At 73.5% G+C, this 25,983-nt stretch carries 18 protein-coding genes and 1 pseudogene; 8 read left to right on the top strand and 11 right to left on the bottom strand.

Annotated features, from left to right (window positions below; all coding sequences use genetic code 11):
• Positions 1-18 precede the first annotated feature (18 nt).
• Both cydB and cydD read left to right on the top strand, forming a co-directional pair.
• Positions 19-1,023 (top strand): cytochrome d ubiquinol oxidase subunit II, encoded by a 1,005-nt coding sequence (gene cydB, locus RVR_RS17650; protein WP_202234774.1) that lies wholly within the window; start codon positions 19-21, stop codon positions 1,021-1,023.
• Between the two features lie 58 nt (positions 1,024-1,081).
• Positions 1,082-4,726, top strand: a complete 3,645-nt coding sequence (gene cydD / locus RVR_RS17645) for a thiol reductant ABC exporter subunit CydD (RefSeq protein ID WP_202234773.1) — start codon at positions 1,082-1,084, stop codon at positions 4,724-4,726.
• A gap of 15 nt (positions 4,727-4,741) precedes the next feature.
• Here the strand turns inward: cydD and RVR_RS17640 are convergent, their stop codons facing one another.
• From RVR_RS17640 to RVR_RS17630, 3 genes are all read right to left on the bottom strand, one after another.
• Entirely contained in the window at positions 4,742-5,602 is an 861-nt protein-coding gene (locus RVR_RS17640; RefSeq protein ID WP_202238735.1) for an HAD-IIB family hydrolase, read from the bottom strand.
• Positions 5,603-6,108: 506 nt separating this feature from the next.
• Complete coding sequence (locus RVR_RS38620; RefSeq protein WP_202234772.1) at positions 6,109-6,741, bottom strand: DUF6344 domain-containing protein; 633 nt, start codon at positions 6,739-6,741, stop codon at positions 6,109-6,111.
• Between the two features lie 151 nt (positions 6,742-6,892).
• Positions 6,893-7,876, bottom strand: a complete 984-nt coding sequence (locus tag RVR_RS17630; protein ID WP_237404808.1) for an SLAC1 family transporter — start codon at positions 7,874-7,876, stop codon at positions 6,893-6,895.
• Between the two features lie 246 nt (positions 7,877-8,122).
• Between RVR_RS17630 and RVR_RS17625 the strand changes: the two genes are divergently transcribed.
• From RVR_RS17625 to narI, 4 genes are all read left to right on the top strand, one after another.
• Positions 8,123-11,986: a nitrate reductase subunit alpha gene (locus RVR_RS17625; RefSeq protein WP_202234770.1), complete on the top strand. Its 3,864-nt coding sequence runs from the start codon at positions 8,123-8,125 to the stop codon at positions 11,984-11,986.
• Entirely contained in the window at positions 11,986-13,695 is a 1,710-nt protein-coding gene (gene narH, locus RVR_RS17620; protein WP_202234769.1) for a nitrate reductase subunit beta, read from the top strand. Before RVR_RS17625 ends, narH begins: the two co-directional genes overlap by 1 nt.
• A gap of 32 nt (positions 13,696-13,727) precedes the next feature.
• Positions 13,728-14,375, top strand: a complete 648-nt coding sequence (gene narJ, locus RVR_RS17615) for a nitrate reductase molybdenum cofactor assembly chaperone (RefSeq protein WP_202238734.1) — start codon at positions 13,728-13,730, stop codon at positions 14,373-14,375.
• A gap of 186 nt (positions 14,376-14,561) precedes the next feature.
• Positions 14,562-15,281, top strand: coding sequence for a respiratory nitrate reductase subunit gamma (narI, locus tag RVR_RS17610; protein ID WP_202234768.1), 720 nt, complete (start codon positions 14,562-14,564; stop codon positions 15,279-15,281).
• A 61-nt stretch (positions 15,282-15,342) separates the two neighbouring features.
• Here narI and RVR_RS17605 read toward each other — a convergent pair whose 3' ends face one another.
• From RVR_RS17605 to RVR_RS17595, 3 genes are all read right to left on the bottom strand, one after another.
• Entirely contained in the window at positions 15,343-16,029 is a 687-nt protein-coding gene (locus RVR_RS17605) for a hypothetical protein (protein ID WP_202234767.1), read from the bottom strand.
• 113 nt (positions 16,030-16,142) lie between these two features.
• The gene (locus tag RVR_RS17600) at positions 16,143-16,655 is read right to left on the bottom strand and encodes a cupin domain-containing protein (RefSeq protein WP_202234766.1); all 513 of its coding nucleotides are present in this window, start codon (positions 16,653-16,655) and stop codon (positions 16,143-16,145) included.
• A 321-nt stretch (positions 16,656-16,976) separates the two neighbouring features.
• Positions 16,977-17,882 (bottom strand): LLM class flavin-dependent oxidoreductase, encoded by a 906-nt coding sequence (locus tag RVR_RS17595; RefSeq protein WP_202234765.1) that lies wholly within the window; start codon positions 17,880-17,882, stop codon positions 16,977-16,979.
• 113 nt (positions 17,883-17,995) lie between these two features.
• On the opposite strand from RVR_RS17595, the gene RVR_RS17590 reads away from it, so the two are divergent.
• A complete protein-coding gene (locus RVR_RS17590; protein WP_202234764.1) occupies positions 17,996-18,355 on the top strand; it encodes a hypothetical protein in 360 nt (119 codons plus the stop codon).
• A complete protein-coding gene (locus RVR_RS17585) occupies positions 18,352-19,530 on the top strand; it encodes a hypothetical protein (protein WP_202234763.1) in 1,179 nt (392 codons plus the stop codon). Before RVR_RS17590 ends, RVR_RS17585 begins: the two co-directional genes overlap by 4 nt.
• A gap of 97 nt (positions 19,531-19,627) precedes the next feature.
• Here the strand turns inward: RVR_RS17585 and RVR_RS17580 are convergent.
• From RVR_RS17580 to RVR_RS17560, 5 genes and pseudogenes are all read right to left on the bottom strand, one after another.
• A pseudogene (locus RVR_RS17580) lies at positions 19,628-19,855 on the bottom strand (LLM class flavin-dependent oxidoreductase); the annotation flags it as partial.
• A 363-nt stretch (positions 19,856-20,218) separates the two neighbouring features.
• Positions 20,219-21,175, bottom strand: a complete 957-nt coding sequence (locus RVR_RS17575) for a hypothetical protein (protein WP_202234762.1) — start codon at positions 21,173-21,175, stop codon at positions 20,219-20,221.
• A 660-nt stretch (positions 21,176-21,835) separates the two neighbouring features.
• Complete coding sequence (locus RVR_RS17570; RefSeq protein ID WP_202234761.1) at positions 21,836-22,927, bottom strand: MerR family transcriptional regulator; 1,092 nt, start codon at positions 22,925-22,927, stop codon at positions 21,836-21,838.
• A gap of 30 nt (positions 22,928-22,957) precedes the next feature.
• Positions 22,958-23,878, bottom strand: a complete 921-nt coding sequence (locus RVR_RS17565; protein WP_202234760.1) for a metal-dependent hydrolase — start codon at positions 23,876-23,878, stop codon at positions 22,958-22,960.
• Between the two features lie 139 nt (positions 23,879-24,017).
• Positions 24,018-25,949, bottom strand: a complete 1,932-nt coding sequence (locus RVR_RS17560) for an SDR family oxidoreductase (protein ID WP_202234759.1) — start codon at positions 25,947-25,949, stop codon at positions 24,018-24,020.
• Positions 25,950-25,983 lie beyond the last annotated feature (34 nt).

The raw sequence follows: 25,983 nt of genomic DNA, 5'->3' as shown, positions 1-25,983 counted from the left end.
AGGGAAGGGACTGGGGACATGCACCTGCACGACGCGTGGTTCGTCATCATCGCCGTCCTGTGGACGGGCTACTTCTTCCTGGAGGGCTTCGACTTCGGGGTCGGCGTCCTGACCAAGCTGCTCGCCCGCGACCGCGCCGAGCGGCGGGTCCTGATCAACACGATCGGGCCGGTCTGGGACGGCAACGAGGTGTGGCTGCTCAGCGCGGGCGGCGCCACCTTCGCCGCCTTCCCGGACTGGTACGCGACCCTCTTCTCCGGCTTCTACCTGCCGCTGCTGCTGATCCTGGTCTGCCTGATCGTGCGCGGGGTCGCCTTCGAGTACCGGGCGAAGCGGCCCGAGGAGCGGTGGCAGCGGAACTGGGAGCACGCCATCTTCTGGACCTCGCTGCTGCCCGCGGTGCTGTGGGGCGTCGCCTTCGCGAACATCGTCCGGGGCGTCAGGATCGACGCGGACCAGGAGTACGTCGGCGGTCTCGGGGACCTGCTCGGCGGCTACGCGCTGCTCGGCGGGCTGGTCATGCTGGCGCTGTTCACCTTCCACGGCGCGGTGTTCGCCGCGCTCAAGACGGTGGGCCCGATCCGCGAGCGGGCGCGGGCGCTGGCGACCCGGGTCGGCCTGGTCACGGCTGCACTCGCGGCGGTGTTCCTGGTCTGGACGCAGGTGCACAGCGGTGGTGGCCGCAGCCTGCCGGCCCTGGTGGTCGCGCTCGCGGCACTCCTCGCCGCGCTCGGCGCCAACCGGGCCGGACGGGAGGGCTGGTCGTTCGCCCTGTCCGGGGTGACGATCGCCGCGACCGTCGCGATGTTCTTCCTCACCCTCTTCCCGGACGTCATGCCCTCGTCGCTGAACAGCGCGTGGAGCCTGACCGTCGATAACGCGTCGGCCACCCCGTACACGCTGCGGATCATGACCTGGTGCGCGGCCGTCGCCACACCGCTGGTCGTGCTCTACCAGGGCTGGACGTACTGGATCTTCCGCAAGCGGATCGGCACCCAGCACATAGCCGAAGCGGCGCACTGACGATGTCCGCTCCGGCCAGGCCCTGCTCGCTCTTGTTCCACGTGAAACACGAAAGGGGATGTTCCACGTGAAACCTGTCGATCCCCGGCTGTTGACGTATGCGCGGACCACCCGTGTCTTCCTCGCCGGCTCGGTGCTGCTGGGGGCGGCGGGGGCCGGACTGGTCGTGGCCCAGGCGGTGCTGATCGCCGACGTGGTGGTCGGCGGGTTCCAGCAGGGCCGGGGCGCCGGCGCGCTGCGCGGTGACCTGATCGCGCTGGCCGCGGTGGCGGTCGGACGGGCGCTGGTGGCCTGGCTCACCGAACTGTGCGCGCACCGGGCGGGCGCGGCGGTCAAGTCGCAGCTACGGCAACGGCTGCTCGCGCACGCCACCGCGCTCGGCCCGAACTGGCTGACGGGACGGCGCGGCGGCGAGCTGACCGTGCTCGCCACCCGCGGCGTCGACGCGCTCGACGACTACTTCGCCCGCTACCTGCCCCAACTCGGCCTGGCCGCGGTGGTGCCCGTGGTGGTGCTGGCCCGGATCGCCACCGCGGACTGGATCTCCGCGCTGACCATCGTGGTGACGCTGCCGCTGGTGCCGCTGTTCATGGTGCTGGTCGGGTGGGCGACCCGGGACCGGATGGACCGCCAGTGGCGGCTGCTGGCGCGACTGTCCGGGCACTTCCTCGACGTGGTCGGCGGCCTGCCCACACTGAAGGTCTTCGGCCGGGCGAAGGCGCAGGCCGAGAACATCCGGAAGATCACCGACGACTACCGCCGAGCCACCCTGCGCACCCTGCGGATCGCCTTCCTCTCCTCCTTCGTGCTGGAACTGCTCGCCACCATCTCGGTCGCCCTGGTCGCCGTCGGCATCGGCATGCGGCTGGTGCACGGCGAACTCGACCTGCGGACGGGGCTGCTGGTGCTGGTGCTCGCGCCCGAGGCGTACCTGCCGCTGCGCCAGGTGGGCGCGCAGTACCACGCGGCCGCCGAGGGGCTGGCGGCGGCCGAGGAGGTCTTCGAGGTGCTGGAGACCGCGCTGCCGGCGGCCGCGGACGCAGGTCGGCAGCCCGCCCCCGACCTGCGCACGGCCACGATCCGCGTCGAGGACGTCGAGGTGGTTCGGGACGGGCGGCTGGGCCGGACCACGCTGGAACTCGCACCCGGCCGGACGGTCGCCGTCACCGGACCGAGCGGCGCGGGCAAGTCCACGCTGCTGAGGACCCTGCTCTGCTTCGTCGAGCCGTCCGCCGGGCGCATCGTCGTGGACGGGACCGACCTCGCCGACATCGACCGCGCCTCCTGGCACCGGCAGATCGCCTGGGTGCCGCAGCGGCCGCACCTGTTCGCCGGGACCGTCGCGGAGAACGTGCGGCTGGCCCGGCCCGACGCGAGCGACGCGGAGGTACGGTCCGCGCTGGCCGCGGCCGGAGCGGCCGGGTTCGCCGACCCCGACGACCTCCTCGGCGAGGACGGCGCGGGCCTGTCGGCCGGTCAGCGGCAGCGGCTCGCCCTGGCCCGCGCCTTCCTCGCCGACCGGCCCCTGCTGCTGCTCGACGAGCCCACCGCGAACCTGGACGGCGACACGGAGGCCGAGGTCGTCCGGGCCCTGCGCGAGCTGTCCGCCACCCGAACGGTGCTGCTCGTCGCGCACCGCCCCGCGCTGCTGCCCCTGGCGGACCGGGTCGAGGCGATCGCCTCGGACGGCGCCGCCGCGGACCCGGCGCGGGCGGCCGCGCGGGAGCCCGCCGAGGTCCGGGGCCACCGCGAGGCGCACACGGCGTCGGCGGCGGGCACACCGACCGTCGAGCAGCAGCTCCTCGACAAGCATCTCCTCGACCTGCAGCCCTTCGAGCAGCAGCCCTTCGACGGGTCGACCGCGGGCGCACCGACCCCCGGCGGTCCCGCCGTGGACGACCCGGCCTCCGTGCCGTTCGCCCGGGACCGGGGCACCCGCAAGCGGCGGCGGGGCGCCGGCGGCTTCGTCGAGGGCCGCGACATCCGCGGGTTCAGGGTCCGGTTCGCGGGCGCCTGCGCGCTCGGCGTCCTCGCGCTCGGCTGCGCGGTGGGCCTGATGGGCACCTCGGGCTGGCTGATCAGCCGGGCCGCCCAGCAGCCGCCCGTGCTCTACCTGATGGTCGCCGTCACCGCGACCCGCACCTTCGGCATCGGCCGCGCCGCCTTCCGGTACGGGGAGCGGCTGGTCGGCCACGACGCGGTCTTCCGGGCGCTCGGCGGCGTACGCGTGGCCGTCTTCCGCCGGCTGGAGCGGCTGGCGCCCGCCGGGCTCGGCCGGACCGGCCGCGGCGACCTGCTCTCGCGGCTGGTCGCGGACGTGGACGGTGTCCAGGACCACTACCTGCGCTGGCTGCTGCCGGCGACGACCGCGGCGGCCACCGGGCTGTGCGCGGCGGCCTTCACCGGATGGCTGCTGCCCGCGGCCGGTGCCGTGCTCGGCGCCGGCCTGCTGGTCGCGGGTGCGGCCGTGCCGGCGCTGTCGGTCGCGGCGGCCCGCCGGACCGAGGACCGGCTGGCACCCGCCCGGGGCGTGCTGTCCGCCCGGGTACTCGGGCTGTTCACGGGCACCGCCGAGCTGACCGTGGCCGGTGCCCTGTCCGGGCGGCGCGCGCGGGCCGCGGAGGCCGACCGGGCGCTGCGCCGGATCACCGCCCGCTCGGCCGCCGTGACCGCCCTCGGCGCCGGACTGACCGCGCTGGTCACGGGCCTGACGGTCACCGGGTGCGCCTGGGTCGGCGTGCGGGCGGTCGCGGCCGGCCGGCTGCACGGCGTCCTGCTGGCGGTACTGGTGCTGCTCCCGCTCGCCGCCTTCGAGGCCGTCGCGGGCCTGCCGCTCGCCGCCCAGCAGCGGCAGCGCAGCCGCAGGGCCGCGCAACGGGTGCGGGACGTGCTGGACGCGCCCCTGCCCGTGCGGGAGCCGGAGCAGCCGGGGCAGGCACCCGAGGCGCCCTTTCCGCTGGTGCTGCGCGGGCTGACCGCGCGTCACCCCGGCCAGAAGCGGCCCGCCCTCGCCGGCGTGGACCTGACGCTGACGCCCGGGCGCCGGGTCGCCGTCGTCGGACCGTCGGGCGCGGGGAAGACGACCCTGGCGCACGTGCTGCTGAGGTTCCTCGACGCCGAGCAGGGGACGTACACCCTGGCCGGGCGGGACGCCTCGGCGCTGGACGGCGACGACGTCCGGCGGCTGGTCGGGCTGTGCGCGCAGGACGCGCACGTGTTCGCCAGCACCGTGCGGGAGAACCTGCGGCTGGCCAGGCCCGGCGCCCAGGACGGCGAACTGCGCGAGGCACTGGCCGCGGCGCGGCTCGCCCTCGACCTGGACACCGAGGTCGGCGAGCACGGCGCCCGGCTGTCCGGCGGCATGCGGCAGCGGCTGGCGCTGGCCCGCGCGCTGCTGGCCGACTTCCCCGTGCTCGTGCTCGACGAGCCCGCGGAGCACCTGGACCTGCCCACCGCCGACGCCCTGACCGCCGACCTCCTTGCGGCCACCCGCGGCCGGACGACCGTGCTGATCACCCACCGCCTGGCCGGGCTCGCCGGCGGCGCCGTGGACGAGGTCGTGGTGCTGTCGGGCGGCCGGGTCGTGCAGCGCGGCAATTACGACGAGCTGGCCGCCGTCGAGGGACCCTTCCGCCAGACCCTGGAACGGGAGCGGGCCGCCGAGGACGCCGCCCGTACCGTCGCGGAGCCGGTGGCCGTCTAGCCAGGGCCTGTCCGCTTACGGAAGGCGGTCGGTGCGGTCGGCTCGGTCGGCTCGGTCAGTGCGGTCAGTGCGTTCGGCTCGCTCGGCTCGGGCCGCGAGGAGGCGTTCGATGACCCGGGCCACGCCGTCGTCGTTGTTGGAGCCGGTGCGGTACCTGGTCGCGGCCAGCACCCGCGGGTGCGCGTTGGCCACGGCGTACGGGAAGCCCGCCCAGCCGAGCATGGCCAGGTCGTTCGGCATGTCCCCGAAGGCCACCACCTCCGCGGCGGTCACCCCGCGCTCGGCGCAGCACTTGGCCAGGGTGGTGGCCTTGCTGACGCCGGCGCCGCTGATCTCCAGCAGCGCGGACTCGCTGGAGCGGGTGATCTCGCCGTGCCCGCCGGCCAGCGTGAGCGCGGTGGCGAGGAACTCGTCCGGGTCGAGGGAGGGGTGCTTGGCCAGCAGTTTCAGCAGCGGCTGCCCGCGGTCGGCGGCGAGGAGTTCCTCGATGCCCGCGCGGGGCAGGGAATCGTCGGCCTCGATCGGCGGGTAGCCCGGCTCGCGCCGGAAGCAGAAGGTGCGCTCGATCGCGAAGGTCGTCCCGGGAATCGCCGCACGCAGCGCGTGCGCGATCGCCAGCGCGTCGTCCTCGGGCAGCGGGAACGCCTCGATCAGCGTGCCGGCCCGCAGGTCGTAGACCGCGGCACCATTCGCTGCGATGGCCATGCCGTGCCCGGCGAGGTGCTGTGCGACCACGCCCATCCAGCGCAGGGGGCGGCCGGTGACGAAGAAGACCTCGACGCCTGCGTCCTCGGCGGCGGCCAGGGCGGCGGTCGTCCGCTGCGAGATCGTCTTGTCGTCCCGCAGCAGCGTGCCGTCCAGATCGGTGGCGATCAGCCGCGGTCCGGGGTCGGCGAAGGTCTTCTGAAAAGTCTGTCGGTGCTGGTACTCGTACGGGTCCTGCTCGTCGTGACGGTCCTGCTCGTCCTGCTCTTCCCGCGGGGTCTGCTCTTCCCGCGGGTCCTGTTGTTCCTGCGGGTCCTGCGGGCTTCGCGGGTCCTGCGGGTCTTGCCGGTGGTGCTGCTCGCCCTGGCCGTCGGGCCGGTCCGGCCGGCTCTGCTCGGGCCCCGTCCTGGGGTCCGTACGGGCCTCGGGCCGGTGGCGGGCTTCGGAGGACTCGGCTGGCTCGGTGGCTGGGGTCACTGCCCCATCCTTCCGCACCGCAACCTTGTCCCGCTCGGTGGTGCGCAGATCCGCTCAGCGGAGCCGCTGTTTCCGGCCGTGCGCCGGGTGGACCGACGGGCCGACCGCGGTGCCGCGCAGACGTCCTGCGGGCGGGTCGGTGTCGTGTGCCTGCCGCACGGAGCGAGGGGTGCGGGAAGACGTGGAGACCGGCCGGGTGTTCAGGCGGCGCGGGTGAACAGTTCGCGGGTGGCCTTCGCGACGGCCCGCCCCGGGACGTGGGCGCGGTGGGCGCGGGCGCCGCGGTCGGTGGAAGCCGCGGTGGAAGCGGCTGCGGACGTTGTGGCGGCGGCCGGTGCGCCGGCAGCGGTGGCCAGCGCGCCGAGGTCGCCGAACTCGTCGAGCGGCTCCGCGGTACGCAGGCTGCGGGCGGAGGGCGAGGCGCCGTGGGCCTCGGCGCCGATGCGCTGCTTCATCGTGGGCGGCAGCGTCCGGCCGCGGCTCCTGCGCACCAGGCGCGACTCGGCCGTGCGCGGTGCGGGGACGTGGGCCTTCGCCTGCCCGCGGCGCGGCGGCGCGGCCGATCGGGCCGGAGCCGGCGTACCGGTCGCGGGTGCGCCGGCGCTCACCGCCTCCCTGGCCTCCCTGGCCTCGCCGGTCCCGGCCGCGACCCGCGCGGTGGCGACGGCGGTGGGGGTGGGGGTGACGGTGGAGGTGGCGCTGGTGGCCGGGGCCTGCGCGGCGGCCTGCCGGCGGGCGGCGGCGCGGTCCGCGGCGGTGAATCCCAGCGCGGCGATGCACTTGAGCAGCACGCTGAGCAGCGCGCCCCAGAACGTCTTGATGTCGGCAGCCATCGACCTCTCGCTTCCTGGCTCGTATCCGGTGAACTGACTAATCCGATGATGCGGAAACGAGCACACAAACCGTGGAGCCGCACCTCGGAGTCGGCGATATTCACATCAACGCCACTCAGATGGTGCAATCGCGGCATTCCAGGGACGTGGATCAGGCGGTCGCGCGCACGCGGCGGACGGCCCGGGACCCCCAGCCGACCGCTGTGAGCAGCCAGGCGGCCACGGCGATCCACAGCAGCACGCTGCCGACGCCGTGCAGCCAGCGGACGTGGGCGACCTGGCCGGTGGAGAGCGCGGCGACGGCGGTCATGCCCAGCGGGAAGACCGTGGACCAGCGGCGCAGGTCGTACCCCGGCCGCGGCCGGACGAACTCCGCGACGGCCAGCACCGCGTACCAGGCGAAGTCGAGCGCGAGCAGCACGAAGGCGGCGTCGCGCAGGGCCTGGTGGGCGCCGCCCGACCACAGCGGCGAGGCGACGAGTTTGGACGCGGCGAGCGCGGAGATGGCCAGCGCGCCAGCGGCCACCCACTGGTCGCCCTGGCCGGTGAAGACCTGGCGGAACTCGAAGCGTGCCAGTGCCTCGACGTAGAGCACCAGCCCCAGCAGGCCGGCGGCCAGCGCCGCGCGCGCCAGCCAGTCGCCGCGTCCGGCCAGCGCGAGGGTGCCGCCGAGCACCGCCAGCCCCTGGGTGGCGACGCACACCAGGAAGGCCACGCCGGGCACCGGTCGTTTCCAGTGCCGTAGGACCGACACCAGCAGCCATGGCCAGGCGGCGGCCGCGACGGCGAGCAGGACCAGCGCGAGGGGCTGCCGGCCGGCCAGCGAGTAGCGGGTGCCGAGCACGCAGGTCGCCGCCACGGCGGTCAGCGCGGGCGGGTTCGCGGCGCTCGCCTGCCACCGGGCCCGGTCGCAGGCGAGCTGGAGGGCGAAGGCGAGGGCGAGCACCAGCCAGAGCACGGTGGCGACGGTCAGCGCGATCGCGGACAGCACGCCGTGCCCGGTCAGGCGCAGCCCCATGGAGAGGATGCCGGTCGCCATCACCGCGGCGCCCGCGCTGGGCGGCACCGTCCGCAGGGCGTCCAGCGCCCGCGCGGCGGGTGACCCGTGGCCGGGTCGATCCGCAGGTGTGCTCACCGTTTCATCGGATCGCACGGGGTGGCGCGGCGCCACCTTGGGGGGCCGAAGGGAGGAACCGCGGCGCGTGGCGCCGGGAGCGCGGCCGGTCATCGGCCAAGTTGGGAGGTCAAGAGGGCCAAGACGGCCAAGGGAGCCAAGGGAGCCAAGAGGGGCAACCGGGCCGAGCGGGCCGACGGCCCCGGGCCGCCCGGCCGAAAGGATCCGGCGCGCGGCGTCGGCCCTCCGATCCGGAAGGACGACGGTATGCGGGAGAGTACGGACGGCCCGGGCCGCCGTGACGGAGCCCTGCACGGGGACGCGCACGGCACCCGCGGCGACGGCCCGCCTGGTGACGGCGATCCCGGTGACGGCGAGCCCGGCGGTCCCCGCGAGCCCGGCGCCCTCCTGCTGCGGGCCGGCCGCCACTTCCGCCGCGGGCGGACCGCGCCGGACCTGCACAGCGAGCACCTCGAAGGCGGCCGCGAGGGCGACCGCTTCTACCGCGACCGCTGGAGCCACGACAAGGTCGTCAACTCCACCCACGGAGTGAACTGCACCGGCTCGTGCCGTTGGAAGGTGTACGTCAAGGACGGCATCATCACCTGGGAGACCCAGGGCACCGACTACCCGACGGTCGGCCCCGACCGTCCCGAGTACGAGCCCCGCGGCTGCCCGCGCGGCGCGGCCTTCTCCTGGTACACCTATTCGCCGACCCGGGTCCGCCACCCCTACGTCCGCGGCGTGCTGCTGGAGATGTACCGGGAGGCGCGCGCACGGCTCGGCGACCCCGTACTGGCCTGGGCCGACCTCCAGGCCGACCCCGAGCGCCGCCGCCGCTACCAGCGGGCACGCGGCAAGGGCGGCCTGGTGCGGGCGCGGTGGGACGAGGCGGTCGAGATCATCGCCGCCGCGCATGTGCACACCGTCAAGGAGTACGGCCCCGACCGGGTGGCGGGCTTCTCACCCATCCCGGCGATGTCGATGGTCTCGCACGCGGCCGGCGCGCGCTTCATGGCGCTGATCGGCGCCCCGATGCTGTCCTTCTACGACTGGTACGCGGACCTGCCGGTGGCGTCGCCGCAGGTGTTCGGCGACCAGACGGACGTGCCGGAGTCCGGCGACTGGTGGGACGCCGCCTACCTGGTGATGTGGGGCTCCAACGTCCCCGTCACCCGCACCCCCGACGCGCACTGGATGGCCGAGGCCCGCTACCGGGGCCAGAAGGTCGTCGTGGTCGCGCCGGACTACGCCGACAACGCCAAGTTCGCCGACGAGTGGCTCCACCCGCACCCGGGGACGGACGGCGCGTTGGCGATCGGCATGGGCCACGTGGTGCTGAAGGAGTTCTTCGTCGACCGGCAGGTGCCGTTCTTCACCGACTACGTGCGCCGCTACACCGACCTGCCGTTCCTCGTCACGCTCGCCGAGCGCGAGGGCGGGCACGTGCCGGACAAGTTCCTCCGGGCGGCCGACCTGGACGAGGGTGCCACGGCCGGCGGCGCCGGTTCCGCTACGGACCCGGCCGGTGCCGGTGCCGCGGACACGGATGCGGACACGGACACGGACGCCGCGCGGTGGAAGACCGTCGTCTGGGACGAGGCCACCGCGCGCCCCGCGGTCCCCGGCGGCTCCGTCGGCTTCCGGTGGACCGAGTCCGGCCAAGGCCGCTGGAACCTCGACCTCGGCCGGATCAGTCCGGCGCTCACGATGCTCGACGTCGAGGGCGCCGTGCCGGTCGAGGTGCTGCTGCCCCGGTTCGACACCGACGGCGGGCCGCACGGCCAGGGGCGCGGCGGCGTCGTACGCCGCGGGGTGCCGGCGGTCCGGCTGCCCGGCGGCCGGCTGGTGACCACCGTCCACGACCTGCTGCTCGCGCAGTACGGTGTCGGCCGCGCCGGCCTGCCCGGCGACTGGCCCGCCTCGTACGAGGACCCGGACACGCCCGGCACCCCCGGCTGGCAGCAGGTCCACACCTCGGTGCCGGCGGCCGCCTGCGTCCGGATCGCGCGGGAGTTCGCGGCCACCGCCGAGCGGTCGAAGGGCCGCTGCATGATCCTGATGGGCGCCGGCACCAACCACTGGTTCCACTCCGAGACCATCTACCGCGCCTTCCTCGCGCTGCTCCAGCTCACCGGCTGCCAGGGCCGCAACGGCGGGGGCTGGGCGCACTACGTCGGCCAGGAGAAGACCCGCCCGTCGACCGGCTGGGCGACGCTGGCCGGCGCCGCCGACTGGTCCCGGCCGCCCCGGCAGGCGATCGGCACCGCCTACTGGTTCCTGCACACCGACCAGTGGCGCTACGACCGCTTCCCCGCCGACGTGCTCGCCTCGCCGCTCGGGCAGGGCCGGTTCGCCGGCATGACCGCGGCCGACTGCCTCGCGCAGGCCACCCGGGCCGGCTGGATGCCGTCCTACCCGACCTTCGACCGCAACCCCCTCGACCTCGGTGACGCCGACGACCCGGTCCGCGCGGCCGTCGACGAGCTGCGCGCGGGCACGCTGAAGTTCGCCGGCGAGGACCCCGACGCCCCGCGGAACTGGCCGCGGGTACTCACCCTTTGGCGCGCCAACCTGCTGGGCTCCTCCGCCAAGGGCGCCGAGTACTTCACCAAGCACCTGCTCGGCACGCACTCCTCGCTGCGGGCGCAGGAGGCGGGGCCCGAGGTCCGGCCGCGCGACGTCGTCTGGCACGACCGGGCGCCCGAGGGGAAGCTCGACCTGCTGCTGTCCCTGGACTTCCGGATGACGTCCTCCACACTGCTGTCCGACATCACCCTGCCCGCCGCGACCTGGTACGAGAAGCACGACCTGTCCAGCACCGACATGCACCCCTACGTGCACGCCTTCTCGCCGGCCATCGACCCGCCGTGGCAGGCCCGTACCGACTTCGACGCCTTCCACGCGATCGCGCGGCGGTTCAGCGAGCTGGCCGCGGACCACCTCGGCACCCGGCGGGACCTGGTGGCGACCGCGTTGCAGCACGACACGCCCGCGGAGACCGCCCAGCCCGGGGGGCTCGCCCTCGACTGGCGGCGCGGGGAGTGTGCACCGGTGCCCGGCGTCACCATGCCGGGGCTGACCGTGGTGGAGCGCGACTACACGGCGATCGCCGCCAAGATGGCCTCGCTCGGACCGCTCGCGGAGGAACTCGGGCTGCCCGCCAAGGGGCTGACGCTGCACCCGGACACCGAGATCGAGGTGCTGCGCGCGCTCAACGGGGCGGCCACCGGGGGCGGCCCGGCGGACGGGCGGCCGCTGCTGGACACCGCGGCCAAGGCGGCCAACGCCGTCCTCGCCCTGTCCGGCACGACCAACGGCCGCCTCGCCGTGCAGGGCTTCCGCACCCTGGAGCGCAGGACCGGCCAGGCCATGGCGCACCTCGCGGCGGACAGCGAGGCGCGCCGCGTCACCTACGCCGACACGCAGGCCGCGCCGGTGCCCGTCATCGCCTCTCCCGAGTGGTCCGGCAGCGAGGCGGGCGGGCGGCGCTACAGCCCGTTCACCCAGAACGTCGAGCAGCTCAAGCCGTGGCACACCCTCACCGGCCGCCAGCAGTTCTTCCTCGACCACGACTGGATGCACGAGGTCGGCGAGGCGCTGCCGGTCTACCGGCCGCCGCTGGACATGCACCGGCTCTTCGGCGAACCCGCCCTCGGCCCCGACGGGCAGCGGGAGGTGACGGTGCGCTACCTCACCCCGCACAACAAGTGGTCCATCCACTCGGAGTACCAGGACAACCTGTTCATGCTGTCGCTCTCGCGCGGCGGGCAGGTGATCTGGATGTCTCCGCAGGACGCCGACGCCATCGGGGTCCGCGACAACGACTGGATCGAGGCGGTCAACCGCAACGGCGTCGTCGTCGCCCGCGCGATCGTCTCGCACCGGATGCCGGCCGGCACCGTGTACATGCACCACGCCCAGGAGCGCACCGTCGCCGTACCCAAGGCGCAGGCTACCGGCCGCCGCGGCGGCACCCACAACTCGCTCACCCGGCTGCTCCTCAAACCGAGCCACCTCATCGGCGGCTACGCCCAGTTGAGCTGGGCCTTCAACTACCTCGGTCCGACCGGGAACCAGCGGGACGAGGTCACCGTGATCCGCCGCCGCACGCAGGAGGTGGCGTACTGATGCGGGTCATGGCGCAGGTCGCGATGGTGATGAACCTCGACAAGTGCATCGGCTGCCACACGTGTTCGGTCACCTGCAAGCAGACGTGGACCAACCGGCGCGGCATGGAGTACGCCTGGTTCAACAACGTGGAGACCCGGCCGGGCCAGGGCTACCCGCGCCGCTGGCAGGACCAGGACCGGTGGCGGGGCGGCTGGCGGCTCAACCGCCGCGGCGGGCTCACCCTGCGAGCCGGCAGCCGGGTGGCGCGGCTGGCGAACATCTTCGCCAGCCCGGTGCTGCCCGGCATCAAGGACTACTACGAGCCGTGGACGTACGACTACCAGAACCTCGTCAACGCGCCGCTGGGCGAGGACTATCCGGTGGCCGAGGCACGCTCGCTGCTCACCGGCAAACCGATGAAGATCGAGTGGAGCGCCAACTGGGACGACGACCTCGGGGGGTCGGTCGAGCACGCGGGGGCGGACCCGGTGGAGGCGGCGACCCGGGAAGCGGTGACCCGGAAAGCTGCGACCCGGGAGGCGGAGATCCGGGAGCAGGCCGGACCGGTCGCGGATGTCGCGGAGAAGGTGCGTACCGCCTTCGAGCAGACCTTCATGTTCTACCTGCCGAGGATCTGCGAGCACTGCCTGAACCCGGCGTGCGTCGCCTCCTGCCCCTCCGGCGCCCTCTACAAGCGCGAGGAGGACGGCATCGTCCTGGTCGACCAGGACCACTGCCGCGGGTGGCGCCAGTGCGTGACCGCCTGCCCGTACAAGAAGATGTACTTCAACCACCGCACCGGCAAGGCCGAGAAGTGCACCTTCTGCTACCCGCGGATCGAGGTCGGGCTCCCCACGGTGTGCTCGGAGACGTGCGTGGGCCGGCTGCGCTACCTCGGTGTCGTCCTCTACGACGCGGACGCGGTGACGGCCGCCGCCTCGGTGCCCGACGAGCAGGACCTGTACGGGGCGCAGCTCGGCGTCTTCCTCGACCCGGAGGACCCGCGGGTGCGGCGTGCGGCGGAGCGCGACGGCGTCGCGGACGACTGGATCGAGGCCGCCCGCCGCTCGCCGGTGCACGCGCTGGTCAGCCGTTACCGCGTCGCCCTGCCGCTGCACCCGGAGTACCGGACGATGCCGATGGTCTGGTACATCCCGCCGCTGTCGCCGGTGGTGGAGGCGCTGACCGGGACCGGTCACGACGGGGAGGACGCCGGCAACCTGTTCGGCGCGATCGACGCCCTGCACATCCCGGTGGAGTACCTGGCCGGGCTGTTCACGGCCGGTGATCCGGCACCGGTCCGGGCGTCGCTGGAGAAGCTGGCCGCGATGCGCGCGCACATGCGGGCGGTCAACCTCGGCGAGGCCGAGGCCGGTGCGCCGTCGGAGGCGGCCGGCGCGGTCGGCATGAGCGGCCGGGAGATCGAGGAGATGTACCGGCTGCTGGCCATCGCCAAGTACGAGGAGCGGTACGTCATCCCGACCGCCGCGATGGGCGAGGCGCGGCGGCTGGAGGAGTCGGCGCTGCCGCAGGAGTGCTCCCTGGACCACGAGGGCGGCCCGGGCATGGGAGGGACGGGCGGCGCGGGCGGCGGACCCACGGGCGCGGGCGGCGGCGCGGGGCCCTTCGGCGAGGACTCCGGCCGGCGGCGGCTCCCGCTGGTCAGCCTGGAGAACCTCCACGGGCTGCGCAGGCGGCAGACCAGCGACGACGAGGGGCAGCGGTGAGGGCGCCAGGAGCGGTGAGGGCGGCGGGGGCGGTGGGGGCGGCCGGGCGGCCGTCGCGCGAGCCGGTCCCGTACGCGGCGGCCGTGCTGTACCAGGCCGCGGCCCGGCTGCTGGCCTATCCCGACGCCGAGCTGGCCGGCGGGCTTCCGCTGGTCGGGGACGCGCTGCGGTCCCTGGGCACCCAGGGCGCGGGGGTGCTGCTGCCGCTGGTCGAGCACCTGGCGGCGGCGGAGCCGGCGGCCGCGGCCGAGGCGTACGTCGGCACCTTCGACTTCACCAGCCGCCACTGCCTGCACCTGACCTGGTGGACCGAGGGCGACACCCGGCGCCGCGGGGCCGCCCTGGTCCGCTTCAAGGAGCACTACCGCCGGTACGGGCTGGAGCCGCGGGGCGACGACCTCCCCGACTTCCTGCCGGTGGTCCTGGAGTTCTGCGCGGAGACCCGTACCGACACGCTGCTGCGGGAGCACCGGCCCGCCCTGGAGCTCCTGCGGCTGGCCCTCACCGAGAACGGCACGCCCTACGCCCGGGTGCTGGAGGCCGTGTGCGGCACGCTGCCCGGCGCGTCCCCGGCGGACCGGGCGCAGGCGATGGCGATGGCCCGCGGGGGGCCGCCGAGCGAGGACGTGGGGTTGGTGCCGTACGGCCACCTCGGGTTGCTGCCGGTGCTGACGGAGTAGAGCCGGCACGGGCCCTGCCGCCCTGCCCCGAGGGGCCCGGGTCAGGACGCCGAGGACCGCTTGCACCCGCCCGTCCTGGCGCCCCGCCCGCCCGCCGGATTCACCCGAACATCCGACTGACCGACTGACCGACTGACCGAGCGCCCGACTGACCGACCGCCCGACCGTCTGACCGGAGAGCCGCTGATGAACATCCTGCTGTGGGGCGCCCTGCCGTACGTCGCTTTCGCGCTCCTCGTCACCGGTCTGATCTGGCGGCACCGTTACGACACCTTCGGCTGGACCACGCGCTCGTCGCAGATCTACGAGTCCCGGCTGCTGTCCGTGGCCTCACCGGTCTTCCACTACGGCATCCTCTTCGTGCTCGTCGGCCACCTCATGGGGCTGTTCGTCCCGGAGTCCTGGACCGACGCGATCGGCGTGGACGAGCACGTCTACCACCTGTTCTCCCTGGTCGGCGGTACCCTCGCGGGCCTGCTGGCGATCGGCGGCATCGCGCTGCTGGTGTACCGGCGCCGCACCAACGCGCCCGTGCTCCTGGCGACCACCCGCAACGACAAGTTCATGTACGTTCTGCTGCTCGGCGAGATCGCGATGGGCCTGTACGCCAAGCTGACCAACTCGTCCCTCGGCCACGGCTACGACTACCGCACCACCATCGCGCCCTGGTCCCGCAGCCTGTTCACGCTCGACCCCAGGACCGACCTGATGTCCGGGGCCCCGCTGACCTACCGCATCCACGCGGTCGTCGGCATGGTGCTCATCGCGGTGGTGCCGTACACCCGCCTGGTGCACATGTTCAGCGCTCCCGTGCAGTACCTCTTCCGCCCGTACCTCGTCTACCGCAGCCGGGGGCCGCTCACCGAGCGGCCCCAGCCGCGCGGTTGGGACCGCCTCGACGCCTGACGCGGTCCGGTCGGCCGGGCCGCGTCAGGTGGGCCGGGCCGCGTCAGGCCGGTCGGGAGGATCAGTTCACGTAGACCGTGGTGCCGCCCGCGGTCGCGTCCAGGACGGGGCTGTACCCGGCGGTCAGGAAGGCGGTGGGCGCGGTCCCGCAGGCCGGCAGCGACCCGCTGACCAGCTTGAACGGCTGGTTCGTGAACTGCCACGGCGCACCGCCGGGTGCGGTGGAGCCGGCCACGGGGCCGCCCGCCTGGAAGGTGCAGGTGACGGTCGGCGCACCGGTGGTGGTCACGGTGTACGAGATCACCAGCGGAGCCGTCGACGGCAGGATCTGGATCGGGTAGCCCGAGGCGTCACTGACCGTCACGGTCGCCGGGAGGCTGCCGACCGTGACACCGACCACGCCGGTGACCGTCGGCGAGTTGTCGAAGCACGAGGCGATCGAGAACGGGTTGAGCAGGTTGGCCACCGCGGTTCCCGGCGCGGACGGGTTGGACAGCACCTGCGCCGCCCAGGTCGACTGCTTGCAGAACAGGCCCACCGGGCCGCCGGGAACGGTGGTGAAGTTCAGCGTCGTGCCGGGGGTGAGCGAGGACTTCAGGATGTCCCCCGGGTTGACGGGCGGGCCGCCGGGCACCGTCTGGCTCAGGACGGGGCCGGCGGCGGCGGACGGGGATGCCGCGGTGGCGGGGACGGCGGCCGCGACGAGCGCCGCCAGCAGAACGGTGACGAGCGCGCCGATTCTTCGCATGGGGCGGGTCCTCCTTGAGGCGAGAGGTTGACCGTACGGAGTGGTGTGACCGCACAATGTCCTCCTCAAGGCCCCCTTGCGACAGACGTAGGGGGATATTGGCCGAAACGGCCTCATGCGCCACCGGGCGGCGGGGCCTGGCGGACGTAGCGGCGGATCAGCTCGGCGTGCTGCGGGAAGCGTGCCGTCAGCACGTCGGGGCGGCCGAGCGTCATGTCGGCGTAGTCGAAGCCGGGCGCGACGGCCTCGCTGATCAGGGCGTGCCCGCCACCGGTCAGATGGGTCGCCTTCCACACGTCGCCGGGCACGGCGAGCATCAGCACGTGGCCCTGGCCGGGGTCCTGGCCGAGCACGGCGGTCCGCAGCCGCCCGTCCGGGTGAATCAGGTGATAGGTCAGGGGGGCGCCGGAGTGGTGGAAGTGCAGGATGTCGGACCGGTTGAGATGCCAGTGGCCGATCGGCGAGGACTCGGTGAGCAGGTAGTGGATGGAGGTGAGCAGGTGGCGTTCCCCGTGCGGGGTGCTGACCATCGGCCGGTGATCGGCCTGGTAGGTACGCCTGAAGTACCCGCCCTCCACGTGCGGCTCCAGGCCGAGGCTGTCGATCCACTGCTGTGCGGTGGGCACGCTGTCCTCCTTGCGGCGGGGTGTCGGGTGCCGCCGAACCGTGGTGTTGCCGATCGCCGGAGCGTCGGGTGTGCGGCGGGCCAGGCGTCGGGCACCCAGCGTGTTTCAGTTCCGCGGTGCTCCTTCCGCTCACCTTTGCCAGGCCGGCGAGCGGGCGGGTGCCTGGTCGTCCGCTTTCACGGGACTGCCGACACGGCGCGACGTGCAGTGCACGGCTCGCTGACCGGAGCAACCGGGTCCGCTGACCGCTTGGCCCCATCGACGCAGTCCACCCAGAGGAGCGGCGTCCAAGCCGTGGCCTCGTAGCCTCGGCGACTCGGCTCAGATGCCCAGTTGGCCCGGCGCTTCGATGGCGATGCGTTCGAAGGTCGGGTGGTCGTAGGCGAAGTCGGAGTCGGGGATGGGCCAGTGGATGACGATCTCGGTGATGCCGGCCTCCGCGTGGCGGCCGGCGAAGTCGACGAAGGCGTCCAGGGATTCGAAGGGGGTGGCGCGGTCGGGGGTGAAGCCGGTGAGGAGGATCTTGGGCACGCTCTCGGGGTCCCGTGCGGCGTCGCGCAGGGCGGTCGAGAGGCGGTCGACCTGGCCGCGGATCGCGTCCAGGGACTCCTTGGGGGTGCCGGTCTCGTACAGGGCGGGGTCGCCGGTGGTCACCCACGCTTGCCCGTACTTCGCGGCGAGCTTCATGCCGCGCGGGCCGGTGGCCGCGACGGCGAAGGGCAGGCGGGGGATCTGCACGCAGCCGGGGACGTTGCGGGCCTCGACGGCGGAGTAGAAGCGGCCGTTGAAGGTGATGTCGCCCTGGACCAGGAGGCGGTCGAGGAGTTCGACGAACTCGGCGAAGCGGTCGGCCCGCTCCCTCGGCGTCCAGGGCTGCTGTCCGAGGACGGTCGCGTCGAACCCGGTCCCGCCGGCTCCGATCCCGAGCGTCACCCGCCCGCCGCTGACGTCGTCGAGCGTCATCAACTCCTTCGCCAGCGGCACGGGATGACGGAAGTTGGGTGAGGTGACGAGGGTGCCCAGGCGGATGTTGTCGGTCACGCCGGCGGCCGCGGTCAGCGTCGGGATCGCGCCGAACCACGTCCGGTCCCGGAACGGCACGCGCCACGACAGGTGGTCGTAGGTGTAGGCGGTGTGGAAGCCGAGTTCCTCGGCTCCCTGCCACACCTTCCGCCCCTCGGCCCAGCGGTAGATCGGCAGAATCACAGTACTCAGTCGCATAGGCATGACCTTACGAGCAACGAACCCCACACCAGTGGCGACAACACATGGTCGTACCACGGCGGCATTCTCGTGGAAGCGGACGACGACGCGCGCACCGGCTCGCTACCGTGGCTGAGATGAGCACACGCGGCACCGCCGAACTGGACGCGCTGATCGAGGAAGCGACCGTTGACACGTACGACGAGGTCGAGGCAGTCAACGGATTCCTGGCGGTCATCGACGAACACCTGGCCGTTCCGTTCGCCACGACCGTCCTGGGTGTAGAGGTGACCGTGGTCAAGGTCGACCTCACCAGCGACTCCCGCCTGGTTGCCCGTTGTGTCCGGGAGGGGTTCCACCAGGACATCGGCTTGGCTGAACTGCCCCTGCCCGAACCACCTCCGGACGGGGCGCGCCGGGTCGAGGCGTACCGGCGCTGGTCCGGAGTTGACGGAGTGACCCGGACAGGCGGCGAGGCGCGGCGGAGGACGACATGAACACCGTCGCCGATCCCGCACCGGTCCTACGACGCAGCGCCGAACTGAAGGAAGACCTCGTGGCGTTCGGGGAGGGCCGCTCCTTCGAGCGGTTCCTCGTCCCGCTCCTGACGGAAGCCGCCGGCCCCGAAGGCGCGTTGGACGAGGCGACCGCGATCAACGTCATCGACCACTTCCTTCTTCAGTACCGCCTTCCGGACGGCACCACCGTCGCCGACCGCTTCGTCACCCGTCGGACGGGCTTGACCGACACGGACCGGCAGATGGTCCTGGCCTGGCGCGACCCGGTGGAGGGGCTCTTCGAGGTACGAGGCAAGGACGGCGACCGCCTGCTCCTGCTCAACCTGCTGGACGACCTGGAGTACCGGACCTACACCAACGCCGGGCGTGCGGCCTTCCGCGGGGTCACGAAAGGAGGCTTCCTCGGCGCCCGGCTGGTAGCCCTGGCACCGATGCCCGGCGCGTGGCTCGTCTCCGGCGTCATGTCCTCCTACCCCCGGGCCGCCGCGCCGGAGATCGCCGCCGCGGCCCTCGAACTGGCCACCAGCCGGCCCGACCTCGTCTTCCGCAATCCCGAGAAGGTCGAGCAGGGATGGCGCTCGATGCGGGAGGACCGGGCCGCCTTCGCCGAGTTCTTCGGCAGTGACGAGTTGGTCCTCGCCTCCGGCGTAGCCGAGGACCGCATCAATGCCTACTACCGCCACCGGCAACAAGCAGCCACCGCCGGCCGACCGCTCGGCCGCGACCGGGGCAGAGACACCGCCCCGGAGTTGCCCCTCTTCACGCTGCCTGCCGAACTGGCGGACGCGGAGACCGTCGGCGTCATCTACGACCAGGTCGACGGACTCAACTTCTACGCGGACTACGGATCGTTGCGAGACCTGTTCGCGAACCCCGACCTTCCGGGGCGCAAACACCACCAGGACCTGCTCCGTACCTATCTGCGCGAGGAGTCGATCACACCACTGCCGATCCGCCGCCTGGCCGCCGCACACCCGCTGACTGTCGACACGGTGTTCCAAAAGCTCCTGCGGCAGCCCGGCTTCACCTGGAGCGAGCACGGCGACGCACTCCTGCGCCGACGCAAGCCCTGGTACGACGAGACCGAACTACGCCCCGGCGTCTCCGTCATCGGAAACCGGCTCAGTGAACTGCTCCGCATCCGCCCACGCTGAACACACGGAGAAGGTTCCGACTGTCGACCCGCAGACCGAGGCCCGGCGTGGTCCAGGTGTTCTCCCTTGGTCCCATTCGCTTTTCCGCAGGTCAGTCCGTGATGCGTGAACGCGGCTTGACCGACGTGACGAGGGTGCCAAGGCGGATGCTGTCGGTCACGCCGGCGGCCGCGGTCAGCGTCGGGATCGCGCCGGACCACGTCCGGTCCCGGAACGGCACGCGCCACGACAGGTGGTCGTAGCTGGAGGCCGCGTGGAAGCCGAGCTCCTCCGCTCCCTACGACGCCTTCCGCCCTTCGGCCCAGCGGTGGATCGGCAGGATCACGGTGCTCAGGCGTAGACGCCTGTGCGGGAGCTTGGGTGAGGCTGGTCAGGACGGCTTTGCCCTTGGTCGCCGTGGCGGCTGATGGGGGTGTGCACGTGGGTGGCGCCCCCCAGGGCCGGTGGCGCTGTCGCCGACAGGACCGCCACGGTGTGGTCGCCGAGGGTCAAGGTGTGGACGCCCGGTTGGTTGAGGCGGACGGCGTGCACGGCCTTGGCCCACCGGCTGGCTGCCGTGGCCGTGCCGAACGGGGCATACGCGTAGGCACGGGCGACCCACGGCGCGTCGCGTACGACAGCGCGCCGCCGGCCGAGCCGAGCACGATCAGGGCGAGCGGGTCCCACCAGGAGGCGCGGCGGTGGGAGGTCAGGCTCTGGCGGGAAGGAGCCGACCGGCGTCGGCCTGGAGGGCGGCGCGCACCTTGGCTCGTCCGCGCGCGGCGACATCCGCGCGGGCCGCCGTGTCGTCGTTTCTGTCTGCCAGGCCCGCGCAGCTACGGCAGATCCCTTCGTGCGGGATAGGCCGAGAGCACGAGCCGCACTCGCACCAGCTCGGCTTCGCCGGGGCGCTTGGTTCGGGCGCTGGTGGGAGCTTGCGGGTCAGGCGGTCGCGCACGAGGGCGGCGGCCGAGTGGAGGCGGGCGGGCAGCCCCGGCAGGAGGGCTTCGGCCAGGTCGCGCTGGCCGTAACCGCGCTCCAGCCAGATGCCGACCAGGGGCGCGAGGGCGATGGCCTCGGCCGTGCCGAGGCGCAGGCGCGGTTCGGGCCTCAGCACCCTGAACAGAACGGCCGCCGCCTCCCCGACCGGGCCGTCCGCGACGCCATCGCTTGCGGGAAGCTTCGCCTGCCCCGCCTGCCCCGCCTGCCCCGCCTGCCCCGCCTCCCGGGCGTCGCAGCGAGCACCCAACGCCTCGGCGGAATGCGACCGCTGTGCGGGGAGGGTGGGTTCTTTCCCACGGTCCTTTACGGGGTGGGCGTCATGGTCGTCGGGGGCCCGTCGACCGGAGCCCGGACGTACGGCACTCGGTCCCGCCTGTGGGGAGTCGTACACGTGGCTCTCACTGACGAAGGTGCCGTCCGGCCGCCGGACCTTGTCCACGCGGTAGTACCCGGCGGCGGCCAGCTCGCGCAGGGCCTTGGCGACGGTCAGGCGGCCCTGCGGGCTGGTGTCGGCCATCCGTCGGCCGTCCTCCGACCAGCCGTCGGGCCGGGAGAGGAGGTCGGCCAGTAGGCCGCGGGCGGTGTACGACAGCCGCCGGTCCTGAAGCAACGTGTTAGGCAGGACCGTGAAGCCGCGCGCATGGCCGCTACGATGAATCTGCATGAGGAGTTGTGTCTCCTTGTGCCGGACCCCGGAGCGTTGGCGCGCTGCCGGGGTCACCCTATTGAGATCGTCGGTGACAGAACGTACCACGCAAAGCGGGCCCAATCGATCGGTCCGCGAGAGCAATTGATCACCTTGCGGGCTGTCGAAAGCCGCAGGCCAGGGCCCGTTCGAGCGATCGGATGCCCTCAGGCGACGGCACTTGTCCGGCGGAGACGGCAACTCCCGCGGACCGATCGTCGTGACGAAACCGGCGCAGACGCGCTCCAGCGCGGCCTCCCGGGCATCACCGCCTCTGCGTCGCCATCCGTGGTGGTGGGTCGGCTGCGGGCAGGCGGGGGTCGGACTTCGGGTGCGGGCATGGATGCCTCGGATCGGCGCTGCTCGCAGGCCGGTGCCGCGGGGGTGGGGCCCACTGGGCCGGGCGGCCGGCGGCTGGAGGTATGGCGCCCTCAGAGCAGCGGATGACAACAGCGTTCCGCAGAAAACGCGTTCTGCCTGAGGCACTTTCCGGGCCATGACGGGCCATGAAGCGGACCGGGACGCCGTGCCCTCGGTCCGACCTTTCCGTGTATCCGCCGTCTCCCGCATCCGTTCCCGCCTCCTTCACGCGGCATTGGACACGGCTGCTCACCACGGGAAACCCGGCAGGGCCGTGGGTCAGGGCGCGGCCGCGGGTCGTGCGGCCAGCGCGTTCATCCGGCGGGCGGCCACCTCCCGGTCGGCGGCCGCCGCAACGAACTCCGCGACGTGGTCCGCGCCCACCAGTTCCCGTACGGCGGCGACGGTGGACGCGGGCAGCGGTACGGGTGAGGTCTCGGCCGGGCCCCCGGCCGTGTCCTCGGCTGTGGCTGCGGGGGCCGCCGCGGGTTGGGGCGAGGGCGAGGGCTCGGGGGCCGCCGAGGAAGCGGGGGTCGCCGAGGGAACGGGGGTGACCTGGCCCCGGGATTCCGGCCCCAGCCCCTGCTCGTCCTCCTGGTCCGGCCGCGGGGTCAGCGCCGCCGCATCGCCGAGGTGGCGCCGGATGTGCTCGGTGGCGCGCAGCCGCATCGCGCGCGCCAACTCGGCGTCCACGGTCTGCTGGGCCAGCGGGCGCAGTCGCCGGATGAGGTCGGTGGCCTCGGTGGCCTCCTCCTCTGTCGGCGGGTGCTGGAGGAAGCGATGGAAGACGTGTTCCGTGGTGAACTCCAGGAACCGCTCGGAGATGTGCTCGACCTGGCCGCGTACCTCGCGCAGATGCCCGGTGATCGCGGCCAACGGCACCCCGGCGCGATGCAGTTCGGCCGCCACCGCCAGTTCGCTGGGGCTCGGCGCCAGGAACTCGTCGTCCTGCCCGGGCACCGCCTCCAGGACGCCCAGGCGCAGCGCCTCCTCGATCGCCGTCAGGTCCATCACCCCGCCGAACGACTCGGTCAGCTCGGCCAGCCCTATCCGCGCCGGTGCCTCGTCGGACCACGGCCGGTCCACTTCGCCGACCAGCCCGAGCACGCCGCCGAGCCCGGTGCCCGCGTCCCAGGCGGCGAGCAACTCCTTGATACTCGCCAGCGTGTATCCGCGTTCCAGCAGGCCGGCGATCTGCCGCAGCCGGACCAGGTGGGAGTCGTCATAGACGTTGGCCCGGCCCTGCCGCCCGGGTCTGGGCAGCAGGCCGCGGTCGGTGTACGCCCTGATGGTGCGGACCGTGGTGCCGCTGAGGCGCGACAGGTCCTCGATCCGGTAGGCGCGCTGCTTTTCCGCGGTGGTCACGGACATGCTCCTCGCTGTTCTGCGGTTCGGGGGAGGTCAGGAGGCGGCGGCCGGACCCTCCACCGTCCCCGCCCGGCCGCGGGTGGTCGTCCCGGAGGCGGCCTGCGCGGCGGGGGATATCGCCAGGTAGTCCACCGCCCTGCTCAACGACCCTTCCTGCGAGGGATGGTACGACCGCCGCAGGTAGCGGGGCATGGCGGCGTGCAGCGAGGACCACGAGGGGAGCAGGCCGCGCCGGGCGGCGGCGCGGTGGTCCTTGAAGCGGTAACGCCCCCGCTCCAGTTGTGGATCATGGCGCATCAGGTAGCGGGCGCCGACCACCCACAGGTAGAACAGCGTGGGCCAGGCCATCGCCATGCCCTCGGCGCGGCGCAGGTAGCGCCCTGCGCCCTTGCCGCCCGCGTGTTGGTACATGTCGAAGGCGACCGACCGGTGTTCGACCTCCTCGGCGCCGTGCCAGCGCAGCAGGTCGAGCATCACCTCGTCGCTCTGCGCGCCGTCCAGCGCGTCCGCCTCCAGTATCCAGTCGCCGAGGACCGCGGTGAAGTGCTCGATCGCCGCGATCAGCGACAGCCGGAAGCGCAGCCACTCGCGGCGCGTCACCGGCAGCCCCCACGGCGGTCGCTCGCCCAGCAGCACGTCGAACATCCACTCCACGTGGCGGGTGTAGGCGGTGGTGTCGAGCCGCTGCTCGGCCAGGTGCTCCAGGACGTAGGCGTGCTGGACGCTGTGGGTGGCCTCCTGGCCCATGAAGCCCTTCACGTCCTTGAGCAGGCGCTCGTCCGTGACCAGCGGCAGCGCTTCCTTGAACACCTTGACGAACCACCGCTCACCCGCGGGCAGCAGCAGGTGCAGCACGTTGATCACGTGGGTCGCGGTCGGCTCGCCCGGAATCCAGTGCAGCGGCGTCTGCTTCCAGTCGAACGTGACCCGGCGGGGCTTGATCGCGTGGCTCACGGGTGGTGCCTCCTGACGGGGTTCTGCGGGTGGGCGGCGGGTGAGGACGGGACGGGAGGACGGGGCGGGGGACGGGGTGGGAGAAACGGGCAGAGGGAGCAGGCAGGAGGGGGAGCGGACTGGGCCGCTGCGCGGTCGGCTACATCGGCGGATCGACCCGTGCGAGCGCCCGCAGCGCTCCGGGGGACATCCGCGACAGCAGCCGCGCACCGCGTGCTTCGGGCGTGACCGGCACGACCGCGGTGTCCCTGCGCACCGCGCGTACGACGGCCCGGGCCACCTTCTCCGGCGGGTAGTTGCGCAGGGAGTACAGCTTGGCGCTCATGGCCCGCCGCCGCTCCTGCTCCTCCTCGCTGACACCCGCGTGCCGCGCGCTGCCGGTGATCGCGGTGTTGACCAGGCCGGGGCATATCGCACTCACCCCGATGCCGTGCGGCGCCAGTTCGGCCCGCAGGCACTCGCTGAGCATCAGAACCGCGGCCTTGGAGGTGCTGTAGGCGGGCAGCGCCCGGGACGGCTGGAAGGCGGCGGCCGACGCGGTGTTGACGATGTGCCCGCCCTGGCCGCGCTCGGCCATCTGGCGGCCGAAGAGCCGGCACCCGTGGATCACCCCCCACAAGTTGACGTCCAGCACTTGCTTCCAGTCCTCCACCGTGGTGTCGAGGAACGGGCCGGCCAGGCCGATCCCCGCGTTGTTGACCACCACGTCGGGCACGCCGCGCAGGTCGGCGGAACGGGCCGCGAACTTCTCCATCGCCTCGGCGTCCGCGACGTCGACCGCCTCCGGCCACGCGTCGGCTGCACCGGCCCGCAGGGCGGCCGCCGCAGTCGAGGCGGCGCCCTCCGCGTCCCGGTCCACCGCGACCACCCGCGCGCCGGCCTCGGCGAAGGCGAGCGCGGTCGCCCTGCCGATCCCGCTGGCGGCACCGGTGACCACCACGAGCTGCCCGGCGAACCGCTCGCGCGCGGCGGGCAGGCCCCGGCCGAGCACGGTCTTCCGGGCGGGGTCCGGGTCCCCGTCGCCGGGGGCGGGCGCGCCTTCGGTGCCGGCCACGAAGTCCGTGATCCAGCGGGCCAACTGGTCCGGCCGGGAACGCGGCACCCAGTGCTTGGCCGGAAGGGTGCGCCGGGTCAGCCGGGGCGCCCAGCGCTCCAGGTCGTCGTAGAGGCCCTCGGAGAGGAAGGCGTCCCGGGTGGGGGTGACCAGCAGGACCGGCACGTGGGCGACGGGGTCGGGACGCGGACGGCTGAGCCGGCGCCGGACGTTGTCGCGGTAGAGCCAGGCGCCGTGTGCCGCGTCCTGCGGCAGGGACGTGGTCGGATAGCCGTCGGACGGGACCTTCTCGGCCCGGGCGAGCAGCTTCGGCCACTGTCTGCCGAGCGGTCCGCGCCAGGCCGCCTCGGGAAGCACCGGGGTGTGCAGGGCGTAGACGTACCACGACTTGGTGAGCTGGCCCAGGAGTTGGCCGGCCCGGCGGGGGGTGGGGCGGCGCAGGCGGCGGGCGATCCAGTGGCCGAAGTGGTCCAGGCTCGGGCCGGAGATCGAGGTGAACGAGGCGATCCGGCCCTCGGCGGCGGTGACGGTGGCGAACTCCCAGCCCTGCACGGAGCCCCAGTCGTGGCCGACCAGGTGCACCGGGCGGTCCGGGCTGACCGCGTCCACGACCGCGAGGAAGTCCTCGGTGAGCTTCTCCAGGGTGAAGCCGCCCCTGAGCGGGTCCGGCGCGGTGGAGCGGCCGTGGCCCCGTACGTCGTAACTCACCACGTGGAAGCGGTCGGAGAGCCGGTCGGCGACCGAGGACCAGACCTCCTTGCTGTCCGGGTAGCCGTGGACCAGCACGATCGTCGGCGGACCGCCGGGCGGGGCCGCGGCGCCGCGCTCGGCCACGCACAGGCGCACCCCTCCGGCACCGGTGACGAACCGCTCCCGCACCGGCGCACGCTCGGCACCGCCCCTCACCGCGCCGGTGCCCGTGCCCGCAACCGAGGCCCCGTCCGCCTCCGCCGCCCGGCCCGTGGCCTCCGCGTCGCTCCCGCCGTCCGTCCCGTCCTTGCCTTCCACGCCGTCCATGCCGTCACCGCCCCCAGCACCGAGAAACGCTGTC

Source organism: Streptomyces sp. SN-593 (assembly GCF_016756395.1).
Taxonomy (GTDB): Bacteria; Actinomycetota; Actinomycetes; order Streptomycetales; family Streptomycetaceae; genus Actinacidiphila; species Actinacidiphila reveromycinica.
This window is presented reverse-complemented; position numbering and strand designations above follow the sequence as displayed.

Coding starts and splice junctions, on each gene's coding strand:
- RVR_RS17560 (WP_202234759.1), bottom strand. CDS start 25,949: ATGGACGGCGTGGAAGGCAAGGACGGGACGGACGGCGGGAGCGACGCG.
- RVR_RS17595 (WP_202234765.1), bottom strand. CDS start 17,882: ATGCCTATGCGACTGAGTACTGTGATTCTGCCGATCTACCGCTGGGCC.
- narI (WP_202234768.1), top strand. CDS start 14,562: ATGAACATCCTGCTGTGGGGCGCCCTGCCGTACGTCGCTTTCGCGCTC.
- RVR_RS17575 (WP_202234762.1), bottom strand. CDS start 21,175: ATGCAGATTCATCGTAGCGGCCATGCGCGCGGCTTCACGGTCCTGCCT.
- narH (WP_202234769.1), top strand. CDS start 11,986: ATGCGGGTCATGGCGCAGGTCGCGATGGTGATGAACCTCGACAAGTGC.
- RVR_RS17585 (WP_202234763.1), top strand. CDS start 18,352: ATGAACACCGTCGCCGATCCCGCACCGGTCCTACGACGCAGCGCCGAA.
- RVR_RS17625 (WP_202234770.1), top strand. CDS start 8,123: ATGCGGGAGAGTACGGACGGCCCGGGCCGCCGTGACGGAGCCCTGCAC.
- RVR_RS17570 (WP_202234761.1), bottom strand. CDS start 22,927: ATGTCCGTGACCACCGCGGAAAAGCAGCGCGCCTACCGGATCGAGGAC.
- RVR_RS38620 (WP_202234772.1), bottom strand. CDS start 6,741: ATGGCTGCCGACATCAAGACGTTCTGGGGCGCGCTGCTCAGCGTGCTG.
- cydD (WP_202234773.1), top strand. CDS start 1,082: ATGTTCCACGTGAAACCTGTCGATCCCCGGCTGTTGACGTATGCGCGG.
- RVR_RS17605 (WP_202234767.1), bottom strand. CDS start 16,029: ATGCGAAGAATCGGCGCGCTCGTCACCGTTCTGCTGGCGGCGCTCGTC.
- cydB (WP_202234774.1), top strand. CDS start 19: ATGCACCTGCACGACGCGTGGTTCGTCATCATCGCCGTCCTGTGGACG.
- RVR_RS17590 (WP_202234764.1), top strand. CDS start 17,996: ATGAGCACACGCGGCACCGCCGAACTGGACGCGCTGATCGAGGAAGCG.